The 23,339-nt window shown below is 62.1% G+C and carries 21 protein-coding genes and 1 pseudogene; 11 read left to right on the top strand and 11 right to left on the bottom strand.

The genetic code is table 11. The features are described from left to right. The first annotated feature begins 21 nt into the window (after window positions 1-21). The 4 genes from murA (at window position 22) to hisC (ending at window position 4,675) form a co-directional block, all read left to right on the top strand. Window positions 22-1,287: a UDP-N-acetylglucosamine 1-carboxyvinyltransferase gene (gene murA / locus ACF8FB_RS01905; RefSeq protein WP_003255119.1), complete on the top strand. Its 1,266-nt coding sequence runs from the start codon at window positions 22-24 to the stop codon at window positions 1,285-1,287. 91 nt (window positions 1,288-1,378) lie between these two features. Then, complete coding sequence (hisG, locus tag ACF8FB_RS01900; RefSeq protein ID WP_010952155.1) at window positions 1,379-2,014, top strand: ATP phosphoribosyltransferase; 636 nt, start codon at window positions 1,379-1,381, stop codon at window positions 2,012-2,014. Window positions 2,015-2,300: 286 nt separating this feature from the next. After that, entirely contained in the window at window positions 2,301-3,626 is a 1,326-nt protein-coding gene (gene hisD / locus ACF8FB_RS01895; protein WP_010952156.1) for a histidinol dehydrogenase, read from the top strand. A 2-nt stretch (window positions 3,627-3,628) separates the two neighbouring features. Then, complete coding sequence (hisC, locus tag ACF8FB_RS01890) at window positions 3,629-4,675, top strand: histidinol-phosphate transaminase (RefSeq protein ID WP_104960859.1); 1,047 nt, start codon at window positions 3,629-3,631, stop codon at window positions 4,673-4,675. 115 nt (window positions 4,676-4,790) lie between these two features. On the opposite strand, the pseudogene ACF8FB_RS01885 reads toward hisC, so the two are convergent. Then, a pseudogene (locus tag ACF8FB_RS01885) lies at window positions 4,791-5,975 on the bottom strand (alkaline phosphatase family protein). Between the two features lie 139 nt (window positions 5,976-6,114). Here ACF8FB_RS01885 and ACF8FB_RS01880 point away from each other — a divergent pair. The 4 genes from ACF8FB_RS01880 to ACF8FB_RS01865 all read left to right on the top strand — a co-directional run bounded on the left by ACF8FB_RS01880 (window position 6,115) and on the right by ACF8FB_RS01865 (window position 8,979). Further along, complete coding sequence (locus ACF8FB_RS01880; protein WP_010952159.1) at window positions 6,115-6,765, top strand: FadR/GntR family transcriptional regulator; 651 nt, start codon at window positions 6,115-6,117, stop codon at window positions 6,763-6,765. A gap of 13 nt (window positions 6,766-6,778) precedes the next feature. After that, complete coding sequence (locus ACF8FB_RS01875; RefSeq protein WP_392510952.1) at window positions 6,779-8,059, top strand: CynX/NimT family MFS transporter; 1,281 nt, start codon at window positions 6,779-6,781, stop codon at window positions 8,057-8,059. A gap of 109 nt (window positions 8,060-8,168) precedes the next feature. Continuing rightward, complete coding sequence (locus tag ACF8FB_RS01870; RefSeq protein ID WP_010952161.1) at window positions 8,169-8,645, top strand: nuclear transport factor 2 family protein; 477 nt, start codon at window positions 8,169-8,171, stop codon at window positions 8,643-8,645. Then, entirely contained in the window at window positions 8,638-8,979 is a 342-nt protein-coding gene (locus ACF8FB_RS01865) for a GIY-YIG nuclease family protein (protein WP_049586473.1), read from the top strand. The genes ACF8FB_RS01870 and ACF8FB_RS01865 overlap by 8 nt, the downstream gene beginning before the upstream one ends. Here the strand turns inward: ACF8FB_RS01865 and yejK are convergent. After that, complete coding sequence (gene yejK, locus ACF8FB_RS01860) at window positions 8,927-9,934, bottom strand: nucleoid-associated protein YejK (protein WP_010952163.1); 1,008 nt, start codon at window positions 9,932-9,934, stop codon at window positions 8,927-8,929. The two genes, ACF8FB_RS01865 and yejK, sit on opposite strands and share 53 nt — an antisense overlap. 369 nt (window positions 9,935-10,303) lie before the next feature. On the opposite strand from yejK, the gene ACF8FB_RS01855 reads away from it, so the two are divergent. Further along, window positions 10,304-10,585, top strand: a complete 282-nt coding sequence (locus ACF8FB_RS01855) for an HU family DNA-binding protein (protein WP_003255106.1) — start codon at window positions 10,304-10,306, stop codon at window positions 10,583-10,585. 47 nt (window positions 10,586-10,632) lie between these two features. On the opposite strand, the gene rlmF is transcribed toward ACF8FB_RS01855, so the two are convergent. From rlmF to ACF8FB_RS01830, 5 genes are all read right to left on the bottom strand, one after another. Then, window positions 10,633-11,586 (bottom strand): 23S rRNA (adenine(1618)-N(6))-methyltransferase RlmF, encoded by a 954-nt coding sequence (gene rlmF, locus ACF8FB_RS01850; RefSeq protein WP_392510951.1) that lies wholly within the window; start codon window positions 11,584-11,586, stop codon window positions 10,633-10,635. A 178-nt stretch (window positions 11,587-11,764) separates the two neighbouring features. Beyond that, the gene (locus tag ACF8FB_RS01845) at window positions 11,765-14,611 is read right to left on the bottom strand and encodes a valine--tRNA ligase (RefSeq protein WP_003255103.1); all 2,847 of its coding nucleotides are present in this window, start codon (window positions 14,609-14,611) and stop codon (window positions 11,765-11,767) included. An 83-nt stretch (window positions 14,612-14,694) separates the two neighbouring features. Beyond that, a complete protein-coding gene (locus ACF8FB_RS01840) occupies window positions 14,695-15,060 on the bottom strand; it encodes a DNA polymerase III subunit chi (protein ID WP_392510949.1) in 366 nt (121 codons plus the stop codon). Between the two features lie 5 nt (window positions 15,061-15,065). Next, window positions 15,066-15,494: a DNA polymerase III subunit chi gene (locus ACF8FB_RS01835; RefSeq protein ID WP_392510947.1), complete on the bottom strand. Its 429-nt coding sequence runs from the start codon at window positions 15,492-15,494 to the stop codon at window positions 15,066-15,068. Between the two features lie 50 nt (window positions 15,495-15,544). Then, a complete protein-coding gene (locus ACF8FB_RS01830; protein WP_392510945.1) occupies window positions 15,545-17,038 on the bottom strand; it encodes a leucyl aminopeptidase in 1,494 nt (497 codons plus the stop codon). Window positions 17,039-17,339: 301 nt separating this feature from the next. Between ACF8FB_RS01830 and lptF the strand changes: the two genes are divergently transcribed. Together lptF and lptG are read left to right on the top strand one after the other, a co-directional pair. Further along, window positions 17,340-18,455, top strand: coding sequence for an LPS export ABC transporter permease LptF (lptF, locus tag ACF8FB_RS01825; protein ID WP_004575655.1), 1,116 nt, complete (start codon window positions 17,340-17,342; stop codon window positions 18,453-18,455). Next, complete coding sequence (gene lptG, locus ACF8FB_RS01820; RefSeq protein ID WP_010952171.1) at window positions 18,448-19,509, top strand: LPS export ABC transporter permease LptG; 1,062 nt, start codon at window positions 18,448-18,450, stop codon at window positions 19,507-19,509. The genes lptF and lptG overlap by 8 nt, the downstream gene beginning before the upstream one ends. A 131-nt stretch (window positions 19,510-19,640) precedes the next feature. Here lptG and ACF8FB_RS01815 read toward each other — a convergent pair whose 3' ends face one another. From ACF8FB_RS01815 to ACF8FB_RS01800, 4 genes are all read right to left on the bottom strand, one after another. Beyond that, window positions 19,641-20,129 (bottom strand): RDD family protein, encoded by a 489-nt coding sequence (locus tag ACF8FB_RS01815; protein WP_003255094.1) that lies wholly within the window; start codon window positions 20,127-20,129, stop codon window positions 19,641-19,643. 89 nt (window positions 20,130-20,218) lie between these two features. Beyond that, complete coding sequence (locus ACF8FB_RS01810) at window positions 20,219-20,428, bottom strand: cold-shock protein (protein WP_014589840.1); 210 nt, start codon at window positions 20,426-20,428, stop codon at window positions 20,219-20,221. A gap of 357 nt (window positions 20,429-20,785) precedes the next feature. Beyond that, a complete protein-coding gene (gene gcvT, locus ACF8FB_RS01805) occupies window positions 20,786-21,907 on the bottom strand; it encodes a glycine cleavage system aminomethyltransferase GcvT (RefSeq protein WP_010952173.1) in 1,122 nt (373 codons plus the stop codon). Between the two features lie 27 nt (window positions 21,908-21,934). Beyond that, window positions 21,935-23,311 (bottom strand): L-serine ammonia-lyase, encoded by a 1,377-nt coding sequence (locus ACF8FB_RS01800; protein WP_010952174.1) that lies wholly within the window; start codon window positions 23,309-23,311, stop codon window positions 21,935-21,937. Between the last annotated feature and the right edge of the window lie 28 nt (window positions 23,312-23,339).

The following is a 23,339-nucleotide window of genomic DNA, read 5'->3' as shown; positions in this document are numbered from 1 at the left end:
CAACTTGGCGGCGAGACTCCAATGGACAAACTGATTATTACTGGCGGCGCTCGCCTTGACGGCGAGATCCGCATTTCGGGCGCGAAAAACGCAGCCCTGCCGATTCTGGCAGCCACCCTGCTGGCCGATGGCCCGGTCACCGTGGGCAACCTGCCGCACCTGCACGACATCACCACCATGATCGAGCTGTTCGGGCGCATGGGCATCGAGCCTGTGATCGACGAAAAGCTGTCGGTGGAGATTGATCCACGCACCATCAAGACCCTGGTCGCGCCGTACGAGCTGGTCAAGACCATGCGCGCCTCGATCCTGGTGCTGGGCCCGATGGTTGCCCGTTTCGGCGAGGCCGAAGTGGCCCTGCCTGGCGGTTGCGCCATTGGTTCGCGTCCGGTCGATCTGCACATCCGTGGCCTTGAGGCCATGGGGGCGAAGATCGAAGTGGAAGGCGGCTACATCAAGGCCAAGGCGCCTGAAGGTGGCCTGCGCGGCGCGCACTTCTTCTTCGACACCGTCAGCGTGACCGGTACCGAGAACATCATGATGGCCGCTGCCTTGGCCAAGGGCCGCAGCGTGTTGCAGAACGCCGCGCGTGAGCCTGAAGTGGTCGACCTGGCCAACTTCATCAACGCCATGGGCGGGAACATTCAGGGCGCCGGTACCGACACCATCACCATCGATGGTGTCGAACGACTGGATTCGGCCAATTACCGCGTGATGCCGGACCGCATCGAGACCGGTACCTACCTGGTTGCCGCTGCCGTGACCGGTGGCCGCGTCAAGGTCAAGGACACCGACCCTACCATCCTTGAAGCCGTGCTTGAAAAGCTCAAGGAAGCGGGTGCCGACATCAACACCGGCGAAGACTGGATCGAACTGGACATGCATGGCAAGCGGCCGAAAGCCGTCAACCTGCGTACTGCCCCGTATCCGGCGTTCCCGACCGACATGCAGGCGCAGTTCATCTCGCTGAATGCCATTGCCGAAGGCACTGGCGCGGTGATCGAGACCATCTTCGAAAACCGCTTCATGCATGTTTACGAAATGCACCGCATGGGCGCGCAGATCCAGGTTGAAGGCAACACCGCCATCGTCACTGGCGTCAAGGCGCTGAAGGGTGCCCCGGTCATGGCCACCGACCTGCGTGCTTCCGCCAGCCTGGTGCTGTCGGCGCTGGTTGCCGAAGGCGATACCCTGATCGATCGCATCTACCACATCGACCGTGGTTACGAGTGCATCGAGGAAAAACTGCAGATGCTCGGCGCGAAAATCCGCCGCGTACCGGGCTAGTACCCCGCGGGTGCAAGGACGCACCTTTTGAATTGAATGCGGCCAGGTCGATGACCTGGCCGGCAGCAGCCGCTTAAGGACCGACGTTCCAATGTTGACCATCGCGCTTTCCAAAGGCCGTATTCTCGACGATACCTTGCCGTTGCTCGCCGAGGCCGGCATCGTGCCGACCGAAAACCCGGACAAGAGCCGCAAACTGATCATCCCCACCACGCAGGACGATGTACGCCTGCTGATCGTGCGTGCCACCGACGTGCCGACCTATGTCGAGCATGGCGCTGCCGACCTGGGTGTGGCCGGCAAGGACGTGCTGATGGAGTACGGCGGCCAGGGCCTGTATGAGCCCCTGGACCTGCAGATTGCCCAATGCAAGCTGATGACCGCGGGCGTAGTCGGCGCAGCCGAGCCCAAGGGGCGCCTGCGTGTGGCCACCAAGTTCGTCAACGTAGCCAAGCGTTACTATGCCGAACAAGGTCGCCAGGTCGACATCATCAAGCTGTATGGCTCGATGGAGCTGGCGCCGCTGATCAACCTTGCCGACAAGATCATCGACGTGGTCGACACCGGCAACACCCTGCGTGCCAACGGCCTGGAACCCCAGGAACTGATCGCCACGATCAGCTCTCGCCTGGTGGTCAACAAAGCCTCCATGAAAATGCAGCACGCCCGTATCCAGAGCCTGATCGACACGCTGCGTGCAGCGGTCGAATCGCGACACCGCGGTTGACTCCTGCGCGCGACCTTCGCTGTCGCGCCCGTCTATCCGCGTCATAGCCATTTTTCTCGGGTGCCCGCGCGGATGGACTGGTAGCTTGGGATAGTGCGAAAAGTCGCCGAGCGGCGATCATGCAAGAACGAAAACAGGCGAGGAACGGCCGGGGTCGCGCCCGACTTTGCTGGTTGCAAATGAGCATACCGAGCCTGTTTTTAACGTAGCATGATCGTCGCGCAGGCACTTTTCGCACAATCCCCTAGGGCGCCTGAGCATTCGCTAATATTACGAGGCCCTCGCCATGACCGTGTCCACTGCAATTGCCCGTCTCAACGCCGCTGATCCGGATTTCGCCCGACATCTGGATCATCTGCTGAGCTGGGAAAGTGTGTCCGATGACGCGGTCAATCAGCGCGTGCTCGACATCATCAAGGCCGTGCGTGAACGCGGTGATGCGGCGCTGGTGGAATTCACCCAGCGTTTCGATGGTGTTGACGCCAAGTCGATTGACGACCTGATCCTCGATCGCGCGCGCCTGGAACTGGCGCTGACCCGTATTACCCCGGTCCAGCGCGAGGCCCTGGAAAAGGCCGCCAACCGTGTGCGCATTTATCACGAGCGGCAGAAGCAGGATTCCTGGCAGTACACCGAGGCCGACGGCACCGTGCTCGGCCAGAAGGTCACCCCGCTGGACCGTGCTGGCCTGTATGTGCCGGGCGGCAAGGCGTCGTACCCGTCGTCGGTGCTGATGAACGCCATCCCGGCCAAGGTTGCCGGCGTGACTGAAGTGGTGATGGTGGTGCCGACCCCGCGGGGTGAGGTCAACGAGCTGGTACTGGCGGCTGCCTGCATCGCTGGTGTCGACCGGGTGTTCACCGTCGGTGGCGCCCAGGCCGTGGCTGCGCTGGCCTACGGGACTGAAAGCGTGCCGCAGGTGGACAAGATCGTCGGCCCGGGCAACATCTACGTTGCCACCGCCAAGCGCCACGTGTTCGGCCAGGTAGGCATTGACATGATCGCCGGCCCCTCGGAAATTCTCGTGGTGTGCGACGGCCAGACCGACCCGGACTGGATCGCCATGGACCTGTTCTCCCAGGCCGAGCACGACGAAGACGCCCAGGCCATCCTGGTCAGCCCGGATGCTGCTTTCCTCGATCGCGTGGCTGCCAGCATCGACAAGCTGATGCCGACCATGGAACGTGCCGATATCATCGAGAAGTCGATCAATGGCCGTGGTGCGCTGATCCAGGTGCGTGACATGCAGCAGGCCATGGACGTGGCCAACCGCATCGCACCGGAGCACCTGGAGCTGTCGGTGGCCGACCCTCAAGCCTGGCTGCCACACATTCGTCACGCTGGCGCGATCTTCATGGGCCGCCACACCAGCGAAGCGCTGGGCGATTACTGCGCTGGCCCTAACCACGTGCTGCCCACTTCAGGTACCGCGCGTTTTTCGTCGCCGCTGGGGGTGTATGACTTCCAGAAGCGTTCGTCGATCATCTTCTGCTCCGAACAGGGCGCGTCCGAACTGGGCCACACTGCCTCGGTCCTGGCCCGTGGCGAGTCGCTGACCGCCCACGCCCGCAGCGCTGAATACCGTATTTTGACCCAAGAGAAGGGGAACTGAGCATGAGTCGATTCTGGAGCCCCTTCGTCAAGGACCTGGTGCCTTACGTGCCGGGCGAGCAACCCAAGCTGGCCCGCCTGGTCAAGCTGAACACCAACGAAAACCCCTATGGCCCGTCGCCCAAGGCGCTGGAGGCCATGCGCGGCGAGCTGAACGATAACCTGCGCCTGTACCCGGACCCGAACGGTGACCGTCTCAAGCAAGCGGTGGCCGAGTACTACGGCGTGACCCCGGCGCAGGTGTTTGTCGGCAACGGCTCGGACGAGGTGCTGGCGCACATCTTCCACGGCCTGTTCCAGCACGATGCGCCGCTGCTGTTCCCGGACATCAGCTACAGCTTCTACCCGGTCTACTGTGGCCTGTACGGCATTGCCTTCGAACAGGTGGCGCTGGATGAGCAGTTCCAGATCCGCATTGAGGACTACAAAAAGCCCAACGCTGGCATCATCTTCCCCAACCCCAACGCGCCGACCGGTTGCCTGATGCCGTTGCAGGTGGTGGAGGAGTTGCTGCAGGCCAACCGTGATTCGGTGGTGGTGGTGGATGAGGCCTACATCGATTTCGGTGGTGAAACGGCGATCAGCCTGGTGGACCGCTACGATAACCTGCTGGTTACCCAGACGCTGTCGAAGTCGCGCTCGCTGGCGGGGCTACGAGTGGGCCTGGCGGTGGGGCATCCGGACCTGATCGAGGCGTTGGAGCGGATCAAGAACAGCTTCAACTCCTATCCACTGGACCGTGCAGCTATCGTCGGCGCGGCGGTGGCGTTCGAAGACCGTGAGTACTTCGAGGAAACCTGCCGCAAGGTAATAGACAGCCGCGAGGTGTTGGTCGGTCAGCTGCAGGCCAAGGGTTTTGAGGTGCTGCCGTCGGCTGCCAACTTCATCTTCGCCCGCCACCCGCAGCAGGATGCCGGCGAGCTGGCGGCACGCTTGCGCGAGCAGGGCGTGATCGTGCGTCACTTCAAGCAGCCGCGTATTGCCCAGTTCCTGCGGATTACCATCGGTACGCCGGAAATGAACCAGGCACTGCTGGATGCGTTGAGCTGACGTGTAGGAGCGGGTTTACCCGCGAATACGATAGCGGCGGCAGCGGCGAACGGTCGGTGGAAATTGGCCAGCAGGCCCGGCCCATTCGCGGGTGAACCCGCTCCTACCGGGGGGCTCAATAGCGGCGGTCTTCGATTACAAACGGCTTGGCTGCCGGCCTGTTGCGCACTGCCGCCGGTGTACCATCCAGTACCAGTGCATAATCGTTCTGCTTGTCCATCCCCTCCGGATCGGTCCATTGCTCGTCTCTGGCCGCAACCTGGGCAACCACATGGCCGTTCTTGATAATGGTCAGATAACCCTTGGCGTTACTGTTCCAGCGTAGCCGTCCTTAGTTTTCATCTGCCCGCGCCTTGCGCACGCCGGTATCACCCAGTAAAGGCGTGCCGTCCAATAGCCATTCCGGCTGCAGCTTGAGGCCCATGTGGCGCAGCACCGTGGGCGCTACCGAGGTCTGCGCGGGAAGCCCGTACAGACCGCCGGGCCCAGGCATTTCCACAGGAATGCTCAGCTCGGTCAGTTCCTGATTCAACGGTTTGTTGCTGGCGATGAAAATGCTCTTTTCCTGCTCCGAAGCGCCGCCATGGCCTTTGCCCCAATAGTCCCGGCCATGGTTGGTACTGACGAGTACCAGCCAGTCTTCCTGTGGGAACATGCGACGCCGCTGGTCTACCTTGTCCAATAGCCGTCCGATCTCGCTGTCGGCCTTGCGCAACGCCTGCGCATAGCGCTCACCATAACCCCTGTGATGGCCAATCTGGTCAGGTTCGTCCAGTTGAATGAACGTGAAATCAGCGGGTGTGTCGCCGAGGATCTGCAACGTTCGTTCGATCACCTGTTCATCTGGCAAGCCACTTTCGCGTACATCGGCGCCATGGGCGTCCTCCAGCAGAAATGCCGTGTTGATGGGCGACCAGTTGACGATGCTGGAGAGGTAGGCATTGGGGTAGGCCAGGCGTAGCCGCTTGAACAGGCTAGGAAACGCCGGGTTTATCCGTTGCGAGTCGTCGTCCGATTCAACGCCATGCTTGTCGCTCCACACGCCGGTCAGCAAAGTGATCCAGCCTGGGCCGCTCAAGGTGGGTTGCTCGCTGGCTTTACCATTGATCCCCCCGGCGTAAGCCTTGCCGTAGTGCAGCCGCTGCTTCAGGTTGGTCGCATCGCCCAGTTGCAGGTACTGCTGCAATTGCACGCCGTCAAGGCCGATGAGCAAGGTTTTAGGGCGGCTCGGGTGCCGGGCCGGGTCACAGCCCGGCTGCAGGGCCAGGAACAGCAATAACAGCAAACTTGCCAGTCGCATGGGGTCGCATCCTTGAAAGCACGCAACGAGCGTTGCAACAAAGTGGCATGCCCACAACTGGCAGAAATACCAGGTGGTTTACCTCTTTGCCTGCAATCCAGTAAGCTGCCTCAATTCGTCGGATGATTGGTTGAGTGGCATGAATACAGAGCTGACCAAGCGCTCCCTGGTGGAGTTGGCGGTAGAGCGCATGCGCGAATGCATCGTGTTGGGCGATTGGCAGGTCGGTCAGCGCCTGCCTACCGAGCCAGAGCTTGCCTTGCAGCTGGGCATCAGCCGCAACACCGTGCGTGAGGCCATGCGCGTGCTGGCGTTCAGTGGCCTGGTGGAAATTCGCCAGGGCGACGGCAGCTACCTGCGCACTGCCCAGGACCCGCTGCAGGCGGTGCACGCGATGTCCCGGTGTACGCCCGAGCAGGCCCGTGAAACCCGCCATATTCTCGAGGCGGAGGCCGTCGGGCTGGCGGCCTTGCGCCGTACCGATGCCGACCTGCAAGCGCTACGGGATGCCCTGGAAGGCAGTGCCGGGCATTTTCACGGCGATGTCGATGCCTATGTGGCCTGCGACCTGGTGTTCCACCAGCGGCTGGTCGATGCCGCCCACAACCCGGCATTAAGCGAGCTGTACCGTTACTTTTCCGGGGTCGTGGCTGCCGCTCTGCAACACAATATGGCCACCGTTCCGCGCTGCCAGGCCACGTTCGACTTGCATGGGCAGATCCTCGACGCCATCGAGCAACGTGACGCTGAACGGGCCAAGCGCCTGACCCGTATCCTCATTGAATCCTGAGACCGAGAAGGCCATGGCTGAATCCATCACCCGTAATTCCCCGTCGAACGAGCGGGATCTCGATGAGCTGCTGATCGACGCTGAAGCTGACGACGAACAGGTCCAGCAGCAGGCTGTGGTGTTGCGGCGGCCCTGGCTGTTGCTGCTGGGCCTGGTGCTGGTGGCCTTGAACCTGCGCCCGGCATTGTCGAGCATGGCGCCGGTGCTGGGCCAAGTATCTGAAGGCTTGGGGCTGAATGCTTCGCAGGCTGGCTTGCTGACCACCTTGCCGGTGCTCTGCCTGGGCCTGTTTGCTCCCTTGGCGCCGGTGCTGGCGCGGCGCTTTGGCAGCGAGCGGGTGATTCTTGGCATCCTCCTCACCCTGGCACTTGGCCTCGTGGTACGAAGTACCTTTGGGGCTATCGGGGTGTTCCTCGGCAGCCTGATGGCGGGGGCCAGCATCGGCATTATCGGCGTATTGTTGCCAGGTATCGTCAAACGCGACTTTCCACAGCACGCTGGCACGCTGACCGGTGTATACACCATGGCATTATGCCTGGGCGCGGCCATGGCCGCGGGTGCCACCGTACCTTTGGCCCAGCATTTCGACGGCAGCTGGGCACTAGGGTTGGGCTTCTGGGTGCTGCCGGCTTTGCTGGCCATGCTGGTGTGGCTGCCACAGGCCCGTCAGGGGCATGGCCTACACAAGGTGGCCTATCGCGTGCGAGGTTTGTGGCGTGACCCACTGGCCTGGCAGGTGACCCTGTATATGGGCCTGCAGTCATCACTGGCTTACATCGTGTTCGGTTGGTTGCCATCGATCCTGATCGGTCGCGGCCTCAGCCCTACCGAGGCAGGGCTGGTGCTGTCAGGGTCGGTAATCGTGCAGTTGATCAGCTCGCTCAGTGCCCCCTGGCTGGCCACCCGCGGCAAGGACCAGCGGCTGGCGATCGTGCTGGTCATGTCGGGTACGCTGGCGGGGCTGTTCGGTTGCCTGTATGCGCCACTTTCCGGGTTGTGGGGGTGGGCCATTGTGCTGGGCCTGGGGCAGGGCGGTACCTTTGCCCTGGCGCTGACCTTGATCGTGCTGCGCTCGAAGGACGCCCACGTGGCGGCGAACTTGTCGAGCATGGCCCAAGGGGTGGGTTATACCCTGGCCTCGATGGGGCCTTTTGCGGTGGGGCTGGTGCATGACCTGACCGGCGGCTGGACGGCACTGGGTTGGATTTTTGCGGTGCTGGGCGTTGGCGCCGTGGTGTTCGGGCTGGGTGCCGGGCGGGCGCTGCATGTGCAGGTGACCTGCGAAAAAGTCTGAGGCCTGTTTTAGCTGTCCCGTCCTCGTGCCTGCCAAGAGGGCGGGACTGGCATAAGCCACCGGGGCAGATTATCGTGCAGTTTTCGAACCTAGGACGGACCAGCCCCCAATGAGTGATGCCAACCGCGCCCTGATCACCCGTTTCTACCAGGCTTTCCAGCGCCTGGATGCCGACGCCATGCTGGCCTGCTACAGCGACGATATCGTTTTCAGCGACCCGGTGTTCGGCACCCTGCGCGGCAAGGACGCAGGCGATATGTGGCGGATGCTCACCACCCGCGCCAAGAACTTCACCCTGACATTCGACAGCATTCGCGCAGATGAGCACAGTGGCAGCGCGCACTGGGTGGCTACCTACCTGTTCAGCCAGACCGGCCGTGTTGTGGTCAACGATATCCAGGCACGCTTTGTCATTCGTGATGGGCTGATTTGCCAGCATGACGACACCTTTGACCTGTGGCGCTGGTCGCGGCAAGCGTTGGGTGTTCCTGGAATGCTGCTGGGGTGGTCGCCGCTGATGCAGAACAAGGTCCGCCTGCAGGCATTCAAGGGGCTGCGCGCATTCCAGCAGGCCCAGGGTGAGTGAAGTCGTCGAACCTGCCATGGGTAAGCCCTGGTTTGTCTATCTGGTAAGGGCTGCCAATGGCTCGTTGTATTGCGGCATCAGCGATGACCCGCAGCGTCGGTTCGCCGCGCATCAGAAAGGGCAGGGCGCCCGCTATTTCAAGACCAGCCCGGCCCAGGCGCTGGTGTATGTGGAGCAGTGGCCGGACAAGAGCGCGGCGCTGCGCCAGGAGCGGTTGGTGAAACGGCTGCGCAAGTCGGCGAAGGAGGCACTGGTGGCCTCCTTTGGCGGCTTGGGGGAAATCAGTCCTTGCGGCGCTTCAGCTGATCCACCAAGGTTGTCGGCAGCCCCTTGATGATCAAGGTCCCCGCTGCTTCGTCATACTCCACCTTGTCCCCCAGCAGATGCGCCTCGAAGCTGATCGACAGCCCCTCGGCACGCCCGGTGAAACGGCGGAACTGGTTGAGGGTGCGTTTGTCAGCAGGAATTTCCGGCGACAGGCCGTAGTCCTTGTTGCGGATGTGGTCGTAGAACGCTTTGGGGCGGTCCTCGTCGATCAGGCTGGACAGCTCTTCGAGCGTCACCGGCTCGCCCAGCTTGGTCTGGGTGGTGGCGTACTCGACCAGGGTCTGGGTCTTTTCGCGGGCGGATTCTTCCGGCAGGTCTTCGCTTTCGACGAAATCGCTGAAGGCCTTGAGCAGGGTGCGGGTTTCGCCCGGGCCGTCGACGCCTTCCTGGCAGCCTATGAAGTCGCGGAAGTAATCCGACACCTTCTTGCCGTTCTTGCCCTTGATGAACGAAATATACTGCCTGGAGTTCTGGTTGTTCTTCCACTCCGACAGGTTGATGCGTGCTGCCAGGTGCAACTGGCCAAGGTCGAGGTGACGGGAAGGGGTCACGTCGAGCTGGGCATTCACCGCCACGCCTTCGCTATGGTGCAGCAGGGCGATCGCCAGGTACTCGGTCATGCCTTGCTGATAGTGGGCAAACAGGATGTGGCCGCCGGTGGACAGGTTGGACTCTTCCATCAGCTTCTGCAGATGCTCGACAGCTACGCGGCTGAAGGCGGTGAAGTCTTTTTCTTCATCCAGGTACTGCTTCAGCCAGCCGCTCAGCGGGTAGGCGCCCGATTCGCCGTGGAAAAAGCCCCAGGCCTTGCCTTGCTTGGCGTTGTAGCTGTCATTGAGGTCGGCCAGGAGGTTTTCGATGGCATCGGAGGCAGCCAGTTCGGAGTCGCGAGCATGCAGCACGGCGGGGCTGCCATCGGGCTTTTTGTCGATCAGGTGAACGATGCAATGACGGATTGGCATGGAATTCTCGGCGAGCTGCAAAAGTTGCCAAGTTTAACCTAGACCTGAGGTGATGCAGTGGCCGTATGTTGGCAGATATGTCGGTTGTTCGTTTTTTGTTCAATTTTCTGTGTTTTCAGCTGAAACCCCCGAAAAACCTGCATTTAATCAAAGTGCGAAGCGGATATTTATCCATTCATGTGGTAGTTTTGCGCGGTCTTGCGCCCCTCGTGTGCGCATTGCTGGCAGCAAGCTTTCGTCGTGTCGAACCAAACGCTGATTTTCGTATCTACATACGCAATTGGCGCGGCCCTCCATTTCAAGGGGCTGGCCCGATAACGTCGTAGTCCGCTGCTTAACCATCGAATTTGATAGGGAAGGAACACCACCATGGCATTGACCAAAGACCAACTGATTGCCGACATCGCCGAATCGATCGCCGCGCCAAAAGCCACCGCCAAGAACGCTCTGGAGCAACTGGGCCAGATCGTTGCTGACCAACTGGAAAACGGCGCTGAAATCACTCTGCCAGGCATCGGCAAGCTGAAAGTCTCCGAGCGTCCTGCCCGTACCGGCCGCAACCCTTCGACTGGCGCTGCCATCGAAATCGCTGCCAAGAAAGTCGTCAAGTTCGTTCCAGCCAAAGTGCTGACCGACGCCATCAACAAGTAATTGTTGCTTTGACGAAACCGCGCCCGGCTTGCCCGGGCGCGGTTTTTTCATGCCTGTGATTTACGCTGGGCGTGCCAGGCTTGGCGTGCGGCGTCGTCAAGGAAGCTCCAGGCGACCATGCGGCTCTGTTTCTGCCCCTGGCCCATCTCAATGATGCGTACGGCCTTGGCGCCGGACTTCTTCAACGCGGCTTCGATGCCCGGCAGGTTGCTGGCCTTGGACACCAGGCTGGTGAACCAAAGTACCCGTTCGGCGTACTGCACGCTTTCGCCGATCAGCTGGGTGACAAAGCGGATTTCGCCACCCTCGCACCACAGTTCATTGTTCTGGCCACCGAAGTTCAGCACGGGCAGCTTGCGTTTGGGGTCCTGTTTGCCGAGGTTCTTCCATTTGCGCTGGCTGCCGCGGGTGGCTTCGTCGCGTGAGGCATGGAAGGGCGGGTTGCACAGGGTCAGGTCAAAGCGTTCGCCCTCCTGCAGCAGGCCGCTGAGGATGTGAGCTCGGCTGGCCTGCTGGCGCAGGGTAATGGCTTTGCCCAGGCCATTGGCCTGGACGATAGCCTTGGCCGAGGCCAGCGCCACCGGGTCGATGTCCGAGCCGAGGAAGCGCCAGCGGTAGTCACTGTAGCCCAGCAGTGGATAGATGCAGTTGGCCCCCACGCCGATGTCCAGCGCGCGCACTTGGGCACCCCTTGGGACGTCGCCGGCATTGTCATCGGCCAACAGATCGGCGGCTACGTGGATGTAGTCGGCACGGCCAGGAATGGGCGGGCACAGGTAATCGGCTGGGATGTCCCAGTGCTGGATGCCGTACTGGGCCTTGAGCAGTGCACGGTTGAACACGCGGACGGCTTCGGGGTTGGCAAAGTCGATGCTGGGCTTGCCGTGGGGGTTGGTGATGGTGAAACGGGCCAGATCAGGGTGGGCCTTGATCAGGCTGGGGAAGTCGTAGCGACCCTGGTGGCGGTTGCGCGGGTGCAGGGTGGGTTTGTTCGGGGTCATGGCAGTGTCCAGCCCTATACGAGCGGTGGCTTGAAGACCCTGGGGCTGCTGCGCAGCCCTTTTGCGACACAAGGCCGCTCCCACAGGAGGGTGGCGCCTTGAAGGTTGGCGCCGTCCTGTGGGAGCGGCCTTGTGTCGCGAAAGGGCCGTACAGCGGCCCCAACGGTCTCTCTAGTGATTACAGCGCTGCAATCCGCGCATGCTGCTCGGTGAAGTTGGCCAGGGCCTGTTCGGACTCGGCCAGCTTGGCGCGTTCCTTCTCGATCACCGCAGGCGGGGCCTTGTCGACGAAGGCTGCGTTGGACAGCTTGCCGCCAACACGTTGCACTTCACCTTGCAGACGCTGGATTTCCTTGTTCAGGCGCGCCAGCTCGGCATCCTTGTCGATCAGCCCGGCCATTGGCACCAGCACTTGCAGGTCACCTACCAGGGCGGTAGCGGACAGCGGCGCTTCGTCGGCATCACCCAGTACGGTGAATGACTCGACCTTGGCCAGCTTCTTCAGCAGCGCTTCGTTTTCCTGCAGACGGCGCTGGTCGTCGGCGTTGGCGTTCTTCAGGAACAGCGGCAGCGGCTTGCCGGGGCCGATGTTCATTTCGGCGCGGATATTGCGCAGGCCGACCATCAACTCTTTCAGCCACTCGATGTCGCCTTCGGCAGCGGCGTCAATACGTGCTTCGTTGGCCACTGGCCATGGCTGCAGCATGATGGTCTTGCCGTCGATGCCGGCCAGCGGCGCGATGCGCTGCCAGATTTCTTCGGTGATGAACGGCATGAACGGATGCGCAAGACGCAGTGCCACTTCCAGCACGCGCACCAAGGTGCGGCGGGTGCCACGGGCGCGCTCTACCGGGGCGTTTTCGTCCCACAGTACCGGTTTGGACAGCTCCAGGTACCAGTCGCAGTACTGGTTCCAGATAAACTCGTACAGCGCCTGGCTGGCCAGGTCAAAGCGGAACTGCTCCAGCTGGCGGGTTACTTCGGCTTCGGTACGCTGAAGCTGCGAGATGATCCAGCGGTCGGCCAGCGACAGCTCGTAGGCTTCGCCGTTCTGGCCGCAGTCTTCACCCTTGTCCAGCACGTAGCGGGCTGCGTTCCAGATCTTGTTGCAGAAGTTGCGGTAGCCTTCGACGCGGCCCATGTCGAACTTGATGTCGCGGCCGGTCGAGGCCAGCGAGCAGAAGGTGAAGCGCAGGGCGTCGGTGCCGTAGCTGGCAATACCTTCGGGGAACTCGGCCTTGGTCTGCTTGGCGATCTTCTCGGCAAGCTTGGGCTGCATCATGCCGCTGGTGCGTTTTTCCAGCAGGGCGTCGAGGGTAATGCCGTCGACGATGTCCAGCGGGTCCAGCACGTTGCCCTTGGACTTGGACATCTTCTGGCCCTGGCCGTCACGTACCAGGCCGTGCACGTACACGGTCTTGAACGGTACCTGCGGGGTGCCGTCTTCGTTCTTGATCAGGTGCATGGTCAGCATGATCATGCGCGCAACCCAGAAGAAGATGATGTCGAAGCCAGTCACCAGCACGTCGGTGGAGTGGAACTTCTTGAGGAATTCGGTCTGTTCCGGCCAGCCCAGGGTGGAGAATGTCCACAGGCCCGAGCTGAACCAGGTGTCGAGTACGTCGTCATCCTGACGCAGGACCACGTCGGCGCCCAGCTTGTGCTTGGCGCGCACTTCTTCCTCGTTGCGGCCAACGTAGACCTGGCCTGCCTCGTCGTACCACGCAGGAATGCGATGGCCCCACCACAGCTGGCGGCTGATGCACCAGTCCTGGATATCGCGCATCCAGGAGAAGTACATGTTCTCGTATTGCTTGGGCACGAACTGGATGCGGCCATCTTCCACGGCGGCGATGGCAGGCTCTGCCAGCGGCTTGGTGGAAACGTACCACTGGTCGGTCAGCCACGGCTCGATGACCGTGCCGGAGCGGTCGCCTTTCGGCACTTTCAGGGCGTGGTCGTCGATGCTGACCAGCAGGCCCTGGGCGTCCAGGTCGGCGACGATCTGCTTGCGCGCGACAAAGCGGTCAAGGTTGGCGTACTGGGCCGGCAGCTGGGTGTCGACCTGCTCGTTAACGCTGCCGTCGAGGTTGAAGGCCTGGGCGCTGGCCAGCACGAAGGCGTTCTTGTCGAAGATGTTCAGCAGCGGCAGGTTATGACGCTTGCCGACTTCGTAGTCGTTGAAGTCGTGGGCCGGTGTGATCTTCACGCAACCGGTACCGAACTCGGGGTCGCAGTAGTCATCGGCGATGATCGGGATGCGGCGGCCGACCAATGGCAGTTCGACGAATTTGCCGATCAGTGCCTGATAGCGTTCGTCGTTCGGGTTGACGGCCACGGCAGCGTCACCCAGCAGGGTTTCCGGACGCGTGGTGGCAACTACCAGGTAGTCCTGGCCTTCGGCGGTCTTGGCGCCGTCGGCCAGCGGGTAGCGCAGGTTCCACAGGTGGCCTTTCTCGTCGTGGTTTTCCACTTCGAGGTCGGAGATGGCTGTGTGCAGCTTGGTGTCCCAGTTGACCAGGCGCTTGCCGCGGTAGATAAGGCCGTCTTCATGCAGGCGCACGAACGCTTCTTTCACTGCTTCGGAGAGGCCGTCGTCCATGGTGAAGCGCTCGCGGCTCCAGTCTACCGACGAGCCCAGGCGGCGAATCTGGCGGCTGATGTTGCCACCGGACTGATCCTTCCATTCCCAGACTTTTTCCAGGAACTTTTCGCGGCCCAGGTCATGACGGTTCTGGCCTTTGGCTTCAAGTTGGCGCTCGACCAGCATCTGCGTGGCGATACCCGCGTGATCGGTGCCTGGCTGCCACAGGGTGTCGCGGCCTTGCATGCGGCGGAAACGGATCAGGGCGTCCATGATCGCGTTGTTGAACCCGTGGCCCATGTGCAGGCTGCCGGTTACGTTCGGCGGCGGGATCATGATGGTGTAGGACTCGCCTGCACCTTGTGGAGCGAAATAGTTCTCGGACTCCCAGGTGTTGTACCAGGAAGTTTCGATTGCGTGCGGCTGGTAGGTCTTATCCATGCGCGGCGGGACCCTGTGCATTTATTCGGGAAAGCCGGGAAGTATAACCAAGCTGGGGGCCGCAGGCGACACCGTTGCCGGTTCTACTCGGAACGCTTGATCAGCCGCTCGATCCGCGCATCCAGCCGGCGCTTGATTTCGTTCTCGATATGCGGGGTAAAGTCGTTGATCACGTCCTGCATGATCATCTGCGCTGCGGCGCGCAGCTCGCTTTCCAGGTGCAGCAGGGTGTCCTGGCGGCGGGTCTGCGGGTCGTCCTGGGGTTCGGCAGCTACCGGTTCGGCGGGCGCCGCGGGGTCGCTGGCGGCTTCGTCCAGCAGCAACGGAATCTGCTCTACCGTCTCGGTGAGCAGCGGCGGTTGCAGGTCGGCGTCGCCAAGCAGCTGACGGATCGACTCGAGGTCATCGAGCAGATGGGCGGAATCTGGCAAAGGGGAGGGCTTGTCCATCGTCGTCAAAGTCGCTGTAAGCGGTGGTCTTGCAGAGCATAGCCCTGTTCGCGGTAGAAACGGAATCGCTCACGGGCTGATTGGCGGATAGCCGGCTCTTCAACAACGATTTCGGCCACCCGCTCGAACTGCCCGACAAAACCCGGCACGCTGGCGCCGAGGTTGATCAGCAGACCGTGGTGCTCGCCGGCGTTGTCAGCCAGGCCCAGAACCACGTCAGCATCGGCATGCACCTCGGCGAGGTCGTGGGGCACGAAGGCCTCGCCCTTGAAGCGCCACAGGCGTTGGTCCAGTTTACTGCGCTGTTCGGCATCCTGGCAGTGCAGATAGACCCGGTGGCCGAGGCGCCAGGCCTTCTCGCACAGCTTGCAGGCGAAATCGAGCCGCGCCGACAGCGAGTCGGTGGGCAGAATGTAGAAGTCGACTTTGCTCATGGTGGGAATCGCCGGCCGGTGGCGCGCAAGGCACCACCGGCTTCACGGCTTCAGGCGCCAGCGCGGTCCAGCAGGTACTGGGTCAGCAGAGGTACCGGGCGGCCAGTGGCGCCTTTGTCCTTGCCGCCACTGACCCAGGCGGTACCGGCAATGTCCAAGTGCGCCCAGTTGTAGGCTTTTGCGAAGCGCGACAGGAAGCAACCCGCGGTGATCGTACCGGCCTTCGGCCCACCGATGTTGCCCATGTCGGCGAACGGGCTGTCCAGTTGCTCCTGGTATTCCTCGAACAGCGGCAACTGCCAGGCACGGTCGTCGGCGCGCTTGCCGGCATCGAGCAACTGCCCGACCAGGTCGTCGTTATTGCCCATCAGGCCGGAGGTGTGGCTGCCCAGGGCGACGATGCAGGCGCCGGTCAGGGTGGCGATGTCGATGACCGCCTGCGGCTTGAAGCGCTCGGCGTAGGTCAGGGTGTCGCACAGCACCAGGCGGCCTTCAGCGTCGGTGTTGAGGATTTCCACGGTCTGGCCGCTCATGGTGGTGACGATGTCACCTGGGCGGGTGGCGCCGCCGCTTGGCATGTTCTCGGCGCAGGCCAGCAGGCACACCAGGTTGATCGGCAGTTGCAGCTCGAGCACTGCACGCAGGGTGCCGAACACGCTGGCGGCGCCGCACATGTCGTACTTCATTTCATCCATGCCGGCGCCTGGCTTGAGGCTGATGCCGCCGGTGTCGAAGGTAATGCCTTTACCCACCAGCACGAATGGCTTGTCGGCCTTTTTACCGCCCTGGTAATTGAGCACGATCAGGCGTGGCGGCTGGTCGCTGCCCTGGCCCACGGCGTAGAACGCGCCCATGCCCAGGTCCTTGATCTTTTTCTCGTCCAGCACTTCAACCTTGAGGGCCTTGTGTGCCTTGCCCAGCTCCTTCGCCTGTTCGGCCAGGTAGCTTGGGTGGCAAAGGTTGGGCGGCAGGTTGCCGAGGTCGCGGGTGAAGGCCATGCCGCTGGCGATGGCGCTGGCATGCTTGACCGCACGCTCGACTTCGGCCTGGCCGGCTTTGTCGGCCAGCAGGGTGACCTTTTTCAGCGCGCGCGGCTCGGCTTTCTGGCTCTTGAAACGGTCGAACACATATTCGCCGTCCAGCAGGGTTTCGGCCAGCAGGCGGTACTTGCCGTAATGGGCGTCGCGGTTGCTGACCGCGATATCGTCCAGGGCCAGTACTGCATCAGCGCCGTTCAGGCCCTTGAGCACGCCAGCGACACTGGCCACCAGTTTGCGCCAGGCGCGGTCGCCCAGGGCTTCTTCCTTGCCGCTGCCCACCAGCAGCACGCGCTCGGCTTTCAGGCCCGAAAGGTTCTGTAGCAGCAGGGTCTGGCCCGGCTTGCCGGCCAGGTCGCCGCGCTTGAGCACGGCGCTGATGGCGCCTTCGCAGGCCTGGTCGACAGCCTGGGCAACAGTGCCGAGCTTGCGGTTTTCACCTACCGGAAGGACCAGTGTGGCGGTTTTTACGGATGCAGCAGCTACGCTTTTTACAACCAGTTCCATGTCAGGATCCCCGAATGATCGATACGAATGGCGCTGTGTGTTCCAGCGCTCTGGACGGGCCTGGCCGCGTCGTCGCGCACCAGCGGAAAAGCTGCCAGTTTGAGCCTGTGGCAAGCGTGCTGACAACCCCGATGTGCGCCTTCGTACGCGGCCAAGTGACAGGGGCGGTCAATCACAGGATAATGCGCGCACTTTACATGGAGGTTCGCCTTTGGCGAACCGGCATTGGTCTTGGATGTACTAAGTCATTGTTTGGCGCCATTGCATGGCAGTCCGCCCTGACAACCCAGGAGTGTCTGGTTTGATCGTCTTTCGTTATCTGTCCCGCGAGGTCCTGGTCACCTTGAGCGCCGTCAGCGCTGTGCTGTTGGTGATCATCATGAGCGGGCGCTTCATCAAGTACCTGGCCCAGGCTGCCCAGGGCGTGCTCGACCCGGGCGTGTTGTTCCTGATCATGGGCTTCCGCTTGCCAGGCTTCCTGCAACTGATTCTGCCTCTGGGGCTGTTCCTCGGCATCCTCCTGGCTTACGGGCGCCTGTACCTGGAAAGCGAGATGACCGTGCTGTCGGCCACTGGCATGAGCCAGCAGCGCCTGCTGGGCATGACCATGGCGCCGGCTGCCCTGGTTGCCCTGCTGGTGGCCTGGCTGAGCCTGAGCCTGGCCCCGCTGGGCGTGGCCCAGGTGCAGCAGATCATCAGCCAGCAGGATGCCCTGACCGAGTTCGACACCTTGGTGCCGGGCCGCTTCCAGACCTTGCGTGATGGCTCGCGGGTAACCTATACCGAGCAACTGTCGGATGACCGCATCAACCTGGGCGGGGTGTTCATCTCCGAGAAGCGCTTCAACCAGGACAAGACCAAGGACCGCGCCCCGTCGGTGCTGGTCGCCGAGAAAGGCCACCAGGAAATCCAGGCCGACGGCAACCGCTACCTGGTGCTGGAAAACGGTTACCGCTACGACGGCAACCCGGGCCAGGCCGACTACCGCGCCATCAAGTACGACACCTACGGCGTGCTGCTGCCCAAGCCGGAAGTCGCCGAGGAAGTGACCGAGCGCGAAGCGCTTCCCACCTCCGAACTGATCGGCAAGGAGGGCCTGCGTGAGCGCGCCGAGCTGCAATGGCGGTTGTCGCTGCCGATCCTGGTGTTCGTCGTCACCCTGCTGGCGGTGCCACTGTCGCGGGTCAACCCGCGCCAGGGCCGCTTCCTCAAGCTGCTGCCGGCAATTCTTCTGTACATGGCCTACCTGACAATGCTGATTTCCGTACGCGGCGCCCTCGAGAAGGGCAAACTGCCGATCGCCCTGGGCATGTGGTGGGTCCACGGCCTGTTCCTGCTGATCGGCCTTGGCCTGATGTACTGGGAGCCGCTGCGCCTCAAACGTGCCGCCCGCCGTGCGGAGGTGGCCCATGGCTAAGCTCGATCGCTACATCGGCCAGAGCGTGCTGCTGGCCATCCTGGCCGTGCTGGGGATCATCCTCGGCCTGGCTTCGCTTTTCGCCTTCATCGATGAAATGGGCGACCTGAGCGACACCTACACGGTGATGGAAGCGGGTAACTTTGTTCTGCTTACCGCACCTCGGCGGCTGTATGAAATGCTGCCAATGGCCGCCTTGATCGGTTGCCTGATCGGCCTGGGCAGTCTGGCCAGCAGCAGCGAGCTGACCATCATGCGTGCGGCCGGCGTGTCCATTGGCCGTATCGTCTGGGCGGTGATGAAGCCGATGCTGGTGCTGATGCTGGTGGGGCTGCTGATTGGCGAATATGTGGCACCGGTGACCGAGAACAAGGCCCAGGCCGACCGTTCCCTGGCCCAGGGTGGTGGTGAAGCACAAAGCTCCAAACGTGGCATGTGGCACCGCCAGGGCGAGGAGTACGTGCACATCAACGCCGTACAGCCCGATGGCCTGCTGCTGGGCGTGACCCGCTACCGCTTCGACAGCGAGCGCAAGATTGTCACCTCGAGCTTTGCCCGCCGTGCGCAGTACCAGAACGACCACTGGCTGCTCGCCGATGTGCGTACCACCTACTTCCGCGGCGACCACACCGAGGTGGTCAACGCGCCGGAGGAGCGCTGGGATGTTTCGCTCACGCCAGAACTGCTCAATACCGTGATCCTCGCGCCAGAGTCGCTTTCGATTACCGGGTTGTGGGATTACATCCACTACTTGTCTGATCAGGGCCTGAACAACTCCCGCTACTGGCTGGCGTTCTGGACCAAGGTGCTGCAGCCGATGGTAACGGCGGCCCTGGTGCTGATGGCGATCTCGTTCATCTTTGGCCCGCTGCGTTCGGTTACCCTTGGTCAGCGCGTGTTCACGGGTGTGCTGGTAGGCTTCGTGTTTCGCATTGGTCAGGACCTGCTTGGGCCGTCGAGCCAGGTATTCGGCTTCCCGCCGCTGCTGGCGGTGGTGATACCGGCGGGCATCTGTGCCTTGGCCGGTGTGTGGTTGTTGCGCCGGGCAGGTTAATAGCCTGAGCTGCACAAGAAAGCCGACCTCAGGGTCGGCTTTTTCATGGGTATTAATCTGGCCCGACCTCTTCGCTACAGGTACCGCGCAGGCATGAGGAAAGGGCCCGAAGGCAACTCCAATCCTCTGGCTTATTTCTTCTGTTTCGGCACCCGCACCAGCTGGCTTTCCGAATAGATGTCATGCCAACCGCGCTTGCGCTTGTCGATCAGCACCCAGAAAAAACCCAGCCCCAGGCACAGCCACGAGGCGATCGACACGACGAACCGCAACAGCGCCTGCCACAGGCTGATGGCCGAGCCATCGGCATTCTGCACCCGAACGCCCCATACCTGCATACCCAGCGTCTGCCCGCCGTGGGTCCAGAACTTGGCAAAGAAGCCGAACAGGGCAAACAGCAATACCGTAGACAGCAATGGGTCGCCATCCAGTGCGCCGGCCTCGGTCAGCTCGCGCATGCGTGCTTCGCCGATGATCGACATCTGAATCATCTTGTAGGCGCCGGCGGTCACGATCAGCAGTGCGGTGCACAGTAAAAAGTCATAGAACATCGCTGCCAGGCGCCGGCCCAGGCCGACCGGTGGAAAATCCCCTTGGGGAGTGAGTAGAGGCTTGGACATGCAGGACGCTCCAAAAGACGAGCCCACTATTCTACGGGCAAAAAAAAGCCCCTGCACTTGGCAGGGGCTTTTCAAAGTCTGGCGCTGGATCAGACAGGTTGAACCTTGTCAGCCTGCATGCCTTTCTGGCCTTGGACTGCTTCGAAGGTGACTTGCTGGCCTTCTTTCAGGCTCTTGAAGCCGTTGCCTTCGATAGCGCGGAAGTGAACGAAGAGATCCGGACCGCTTTCTGGGGTGATGAAGCCGTAACCTTTTTCGTCATTGAACCACTTGACGGTACCCTTCTGACGCTCAGCCATTGTCTTATTTCCTATGAAACTTAAATTTTGATGACAGTTACTTTCGCACTTTTTTGTAAGCGAAAGATTACTGGGCTGGGTTGCAGGAAGTAAGAGACGTCGAACGGGTTGTAGCAAATCTCGGCTACTGGCCCAGGTCACGAACTGTTGCGACCCATGCAAACACAGTGCAGTGACTCTACGCCAACTCTCGAGCGAAAAACAAGCCCTTGGTCGTATGGAAAACTGGCGGCTTGCCGATAACCGACCGATTTGTCGGAAACGGCATGGCGCCTGGCCTGGCGCCATGTTCAAAAGTTATTGGGCAGGTTCGAAAACGAATATGTCTATGCTGCCCAAAACCTTCACAAAGCCGTTTCAGCCACGGTAGTAACGTGGTGTCACGAAAGGCATTTTGCTGACTTTCAAGGCCACCTTCTTTCCACGCACCACGGCAAACAGTGCGGTGTCGAGTGCAGCATGTTCACTATCGATATAACCCATGGCGACAGGGGCAGCGAGTGTCGGGCCAAAGCCCCCGCTGCACACTTTACCCACCGGTTTATCGTTTGCGTCGACAATGTCCGCACCTTCACGAACAGGCGTACGCTCCTGCGGCAGCAGGCCGACACGTTTGCGCGCAACACCATCGCGCACGTGGGCGAAGATCGCCTCGGCACCCGGGAAGCCGGCAGCACGTGCACCGTCGGCACGGCGCACCTTGGAAATTGCCCACAGCAGGCTGGCTTCGATCGGCGTAGTCTCGCTGTTCATGTCGTGGCCATACAGGCACAGGCCAGCTTCCAGGCGCAGCGAGTCGCGTGCGCCCAAGCCGATCGGCTGTACTTCCGGCTCGGCCATCAGGCGGCGGGCCAAGGCGTCGGCAGCGTTGACCGGTACCGAGATCTCGTAGCCGTCTTCGCCGGTGTAGCCCGAGCGGCTGACGAAGCAGTCCACACCCAGCAGTTTTACCCGGCGGAACTGCATGAAGGTCATGCCGGCCACTTCTGGAGCCAGGCGTTCCAGCACCTTGACTGCAGCCGGGCCTTGCAGGGCGAGCAGGGCACGCTCCTCGAACAGCGGCTGCACCTCGCAACGGCTGCCGATGTGGGTTTGCAGGTGAGCCAGGTCCTGCTCCTTGCAGGCGGCGTTGACGACCAGGAACAGGGTGTCCTCGCCCAGGTTGGCAACCATCAGGTCGTCGAGAATGCCGCCTTGCTCATTGGTGAACATGGCATAGCGCTGCATACCCACTGGCAGGTCGATGATGTCCACCGGTACCAGGCTTTCCAGCGCCTTGGCGGCGTCAGCGCCACGCAGAATGATCTGGCCCATGTGCGAGACGTCGAACAGGCCGGCCTGCTCGCGGGTGTGCAGGTGTTCCTTGAGCACGCCCAGCGGGTACTGCACCGGCATGTCGTAGCCGGCGAACGGCACCATGCGTGCACCCAGTTCCAGATGCAGGGCATGCAGTGGGGTCTTGAGCAGTGTTTCGGACATCGATGACTCCTTACTGTCATTGTCGGGTCAACATTCGATGATGTTGACGGCCAGGCCGCCACGGGCGGTCTCTTTGTATTTGCTTTTCATGTCGGCGCCGGTCTGGCGCATGGTGCGGATGACCTTGTCCAGCGACACGTAGTGCTGCCCGTCGCCGCGCAGGGCCATGCGTACCGCGTTGATGGCCTTCACCGAGCCCATCGCATTGCGCTCGATACAGGGCACCTGTACGAGGCCGCCGATCGGGTCGCAGGTCAGGCCCAGGTTGTGTTCCATGCCTATTTCGGCGGCGTTCTCCACCTGCTGCACGCTGCCGCCCATCACTTCGCACAGCGCCCCGGCGGCCATCGAGCAGGCGACGCCGACCTCGCCCTGGCAGCCCACTTCGGCGCCGGAGATGGAGGCGTTTTCCTTGTACAGGATGCCGATGGCTGCGGCGGTGAGCAGAAAGCGCACCACCCCATCCTCGCTGGCCCCCGGGACGAATCGCATGTAGTAGTGAAGGACTGCCGGGACGATGCCCGCTGCGCCGTTGGTAGGGGCGGTGACCACACGACCGCCGTAGGCGTTTTCCTCGTTCACCGCCAAGGCGTAGAGGTTGACCCAGTCGAGCACGGACAGGGCGTCACGCAGGCTGGCTTCCGGGTGGCCGCTCAGTTGGCGGTACAGGGCCGGCGCGCGGCGCTTGACCTTGAGCCCTCCCGGTAATATGCCCTCATGCTGGCAACCTGCCGCGACGCAATCTTGCATCACCTGCCAGATGCGCAGCAGCCCGGCCCGGGTTTCTGCTTCTGGGCGCCAGGCGGACTCATTGGCCAGCATCACCTGGCTCACCGACAGGTCATGCGCGGTGCAGTGGCCGAGGAGCGCCTTGGCGGTCTTGAACGGATAGGCCAGCACCGTGGTGTCTTCGACGATGCGGTCATGGCCGGCAGCGTCCTCGTCGACCACGAAACCACCGCCTACCGAGTAGTACTCGCGGCTTCGGATTTGCAGGCCTGCGTCGTCGAAGGCGCGGAATATCATGCCGTTGGGGTGGTAGTCCAACGGCTTGCGGATCATCGCCAGGTGCTGCTTTTCGATGAACGCAATGCTGTGTTCGCCCAGCAGGTTGATGTGTCCGCTGTCGCGGATGACCTGCAGGCGGGCGGGAATGCTGTCGGTGTCGATAATGTCCGGGTGTTCGCCTTCAAGGCCCAGCAGCACGGCTTTGTCACTGCCGTGGCCTTTGCCTGTAGCGCCCAGTGAGCCATACAGCTCGGCTTTGACGCTGGCGGTGCGGGCCAGCAGGCCGTCACGGCGCAACCCTTCGGCAAACCGCGCAGCGGCGCGCATCGGGCCGACCGTGTGGGAGCTGGAGGGTCCGATGCCGATCTTGAACAGGTCGAAGACGCTCAGTGACATGTGGACCTCCTGCCAGGTTGTTGGGTGG

Source organism: Pseudomonas sp. yb_2, assembly GCF_043103905.1.
Classification (GTDB): domain Bacteria; phylum Pseudomonadota; class Gammaproteobacteria; order Pseudomonadales; family Pseudomonadaceae; genus Aquipseudomonas; species Aquipseudomonas alloputida.
Note: the sequence above shows the minus strand (reverse complement) of the source record. Positions and strands in the feature narration are given on the sequence as shown.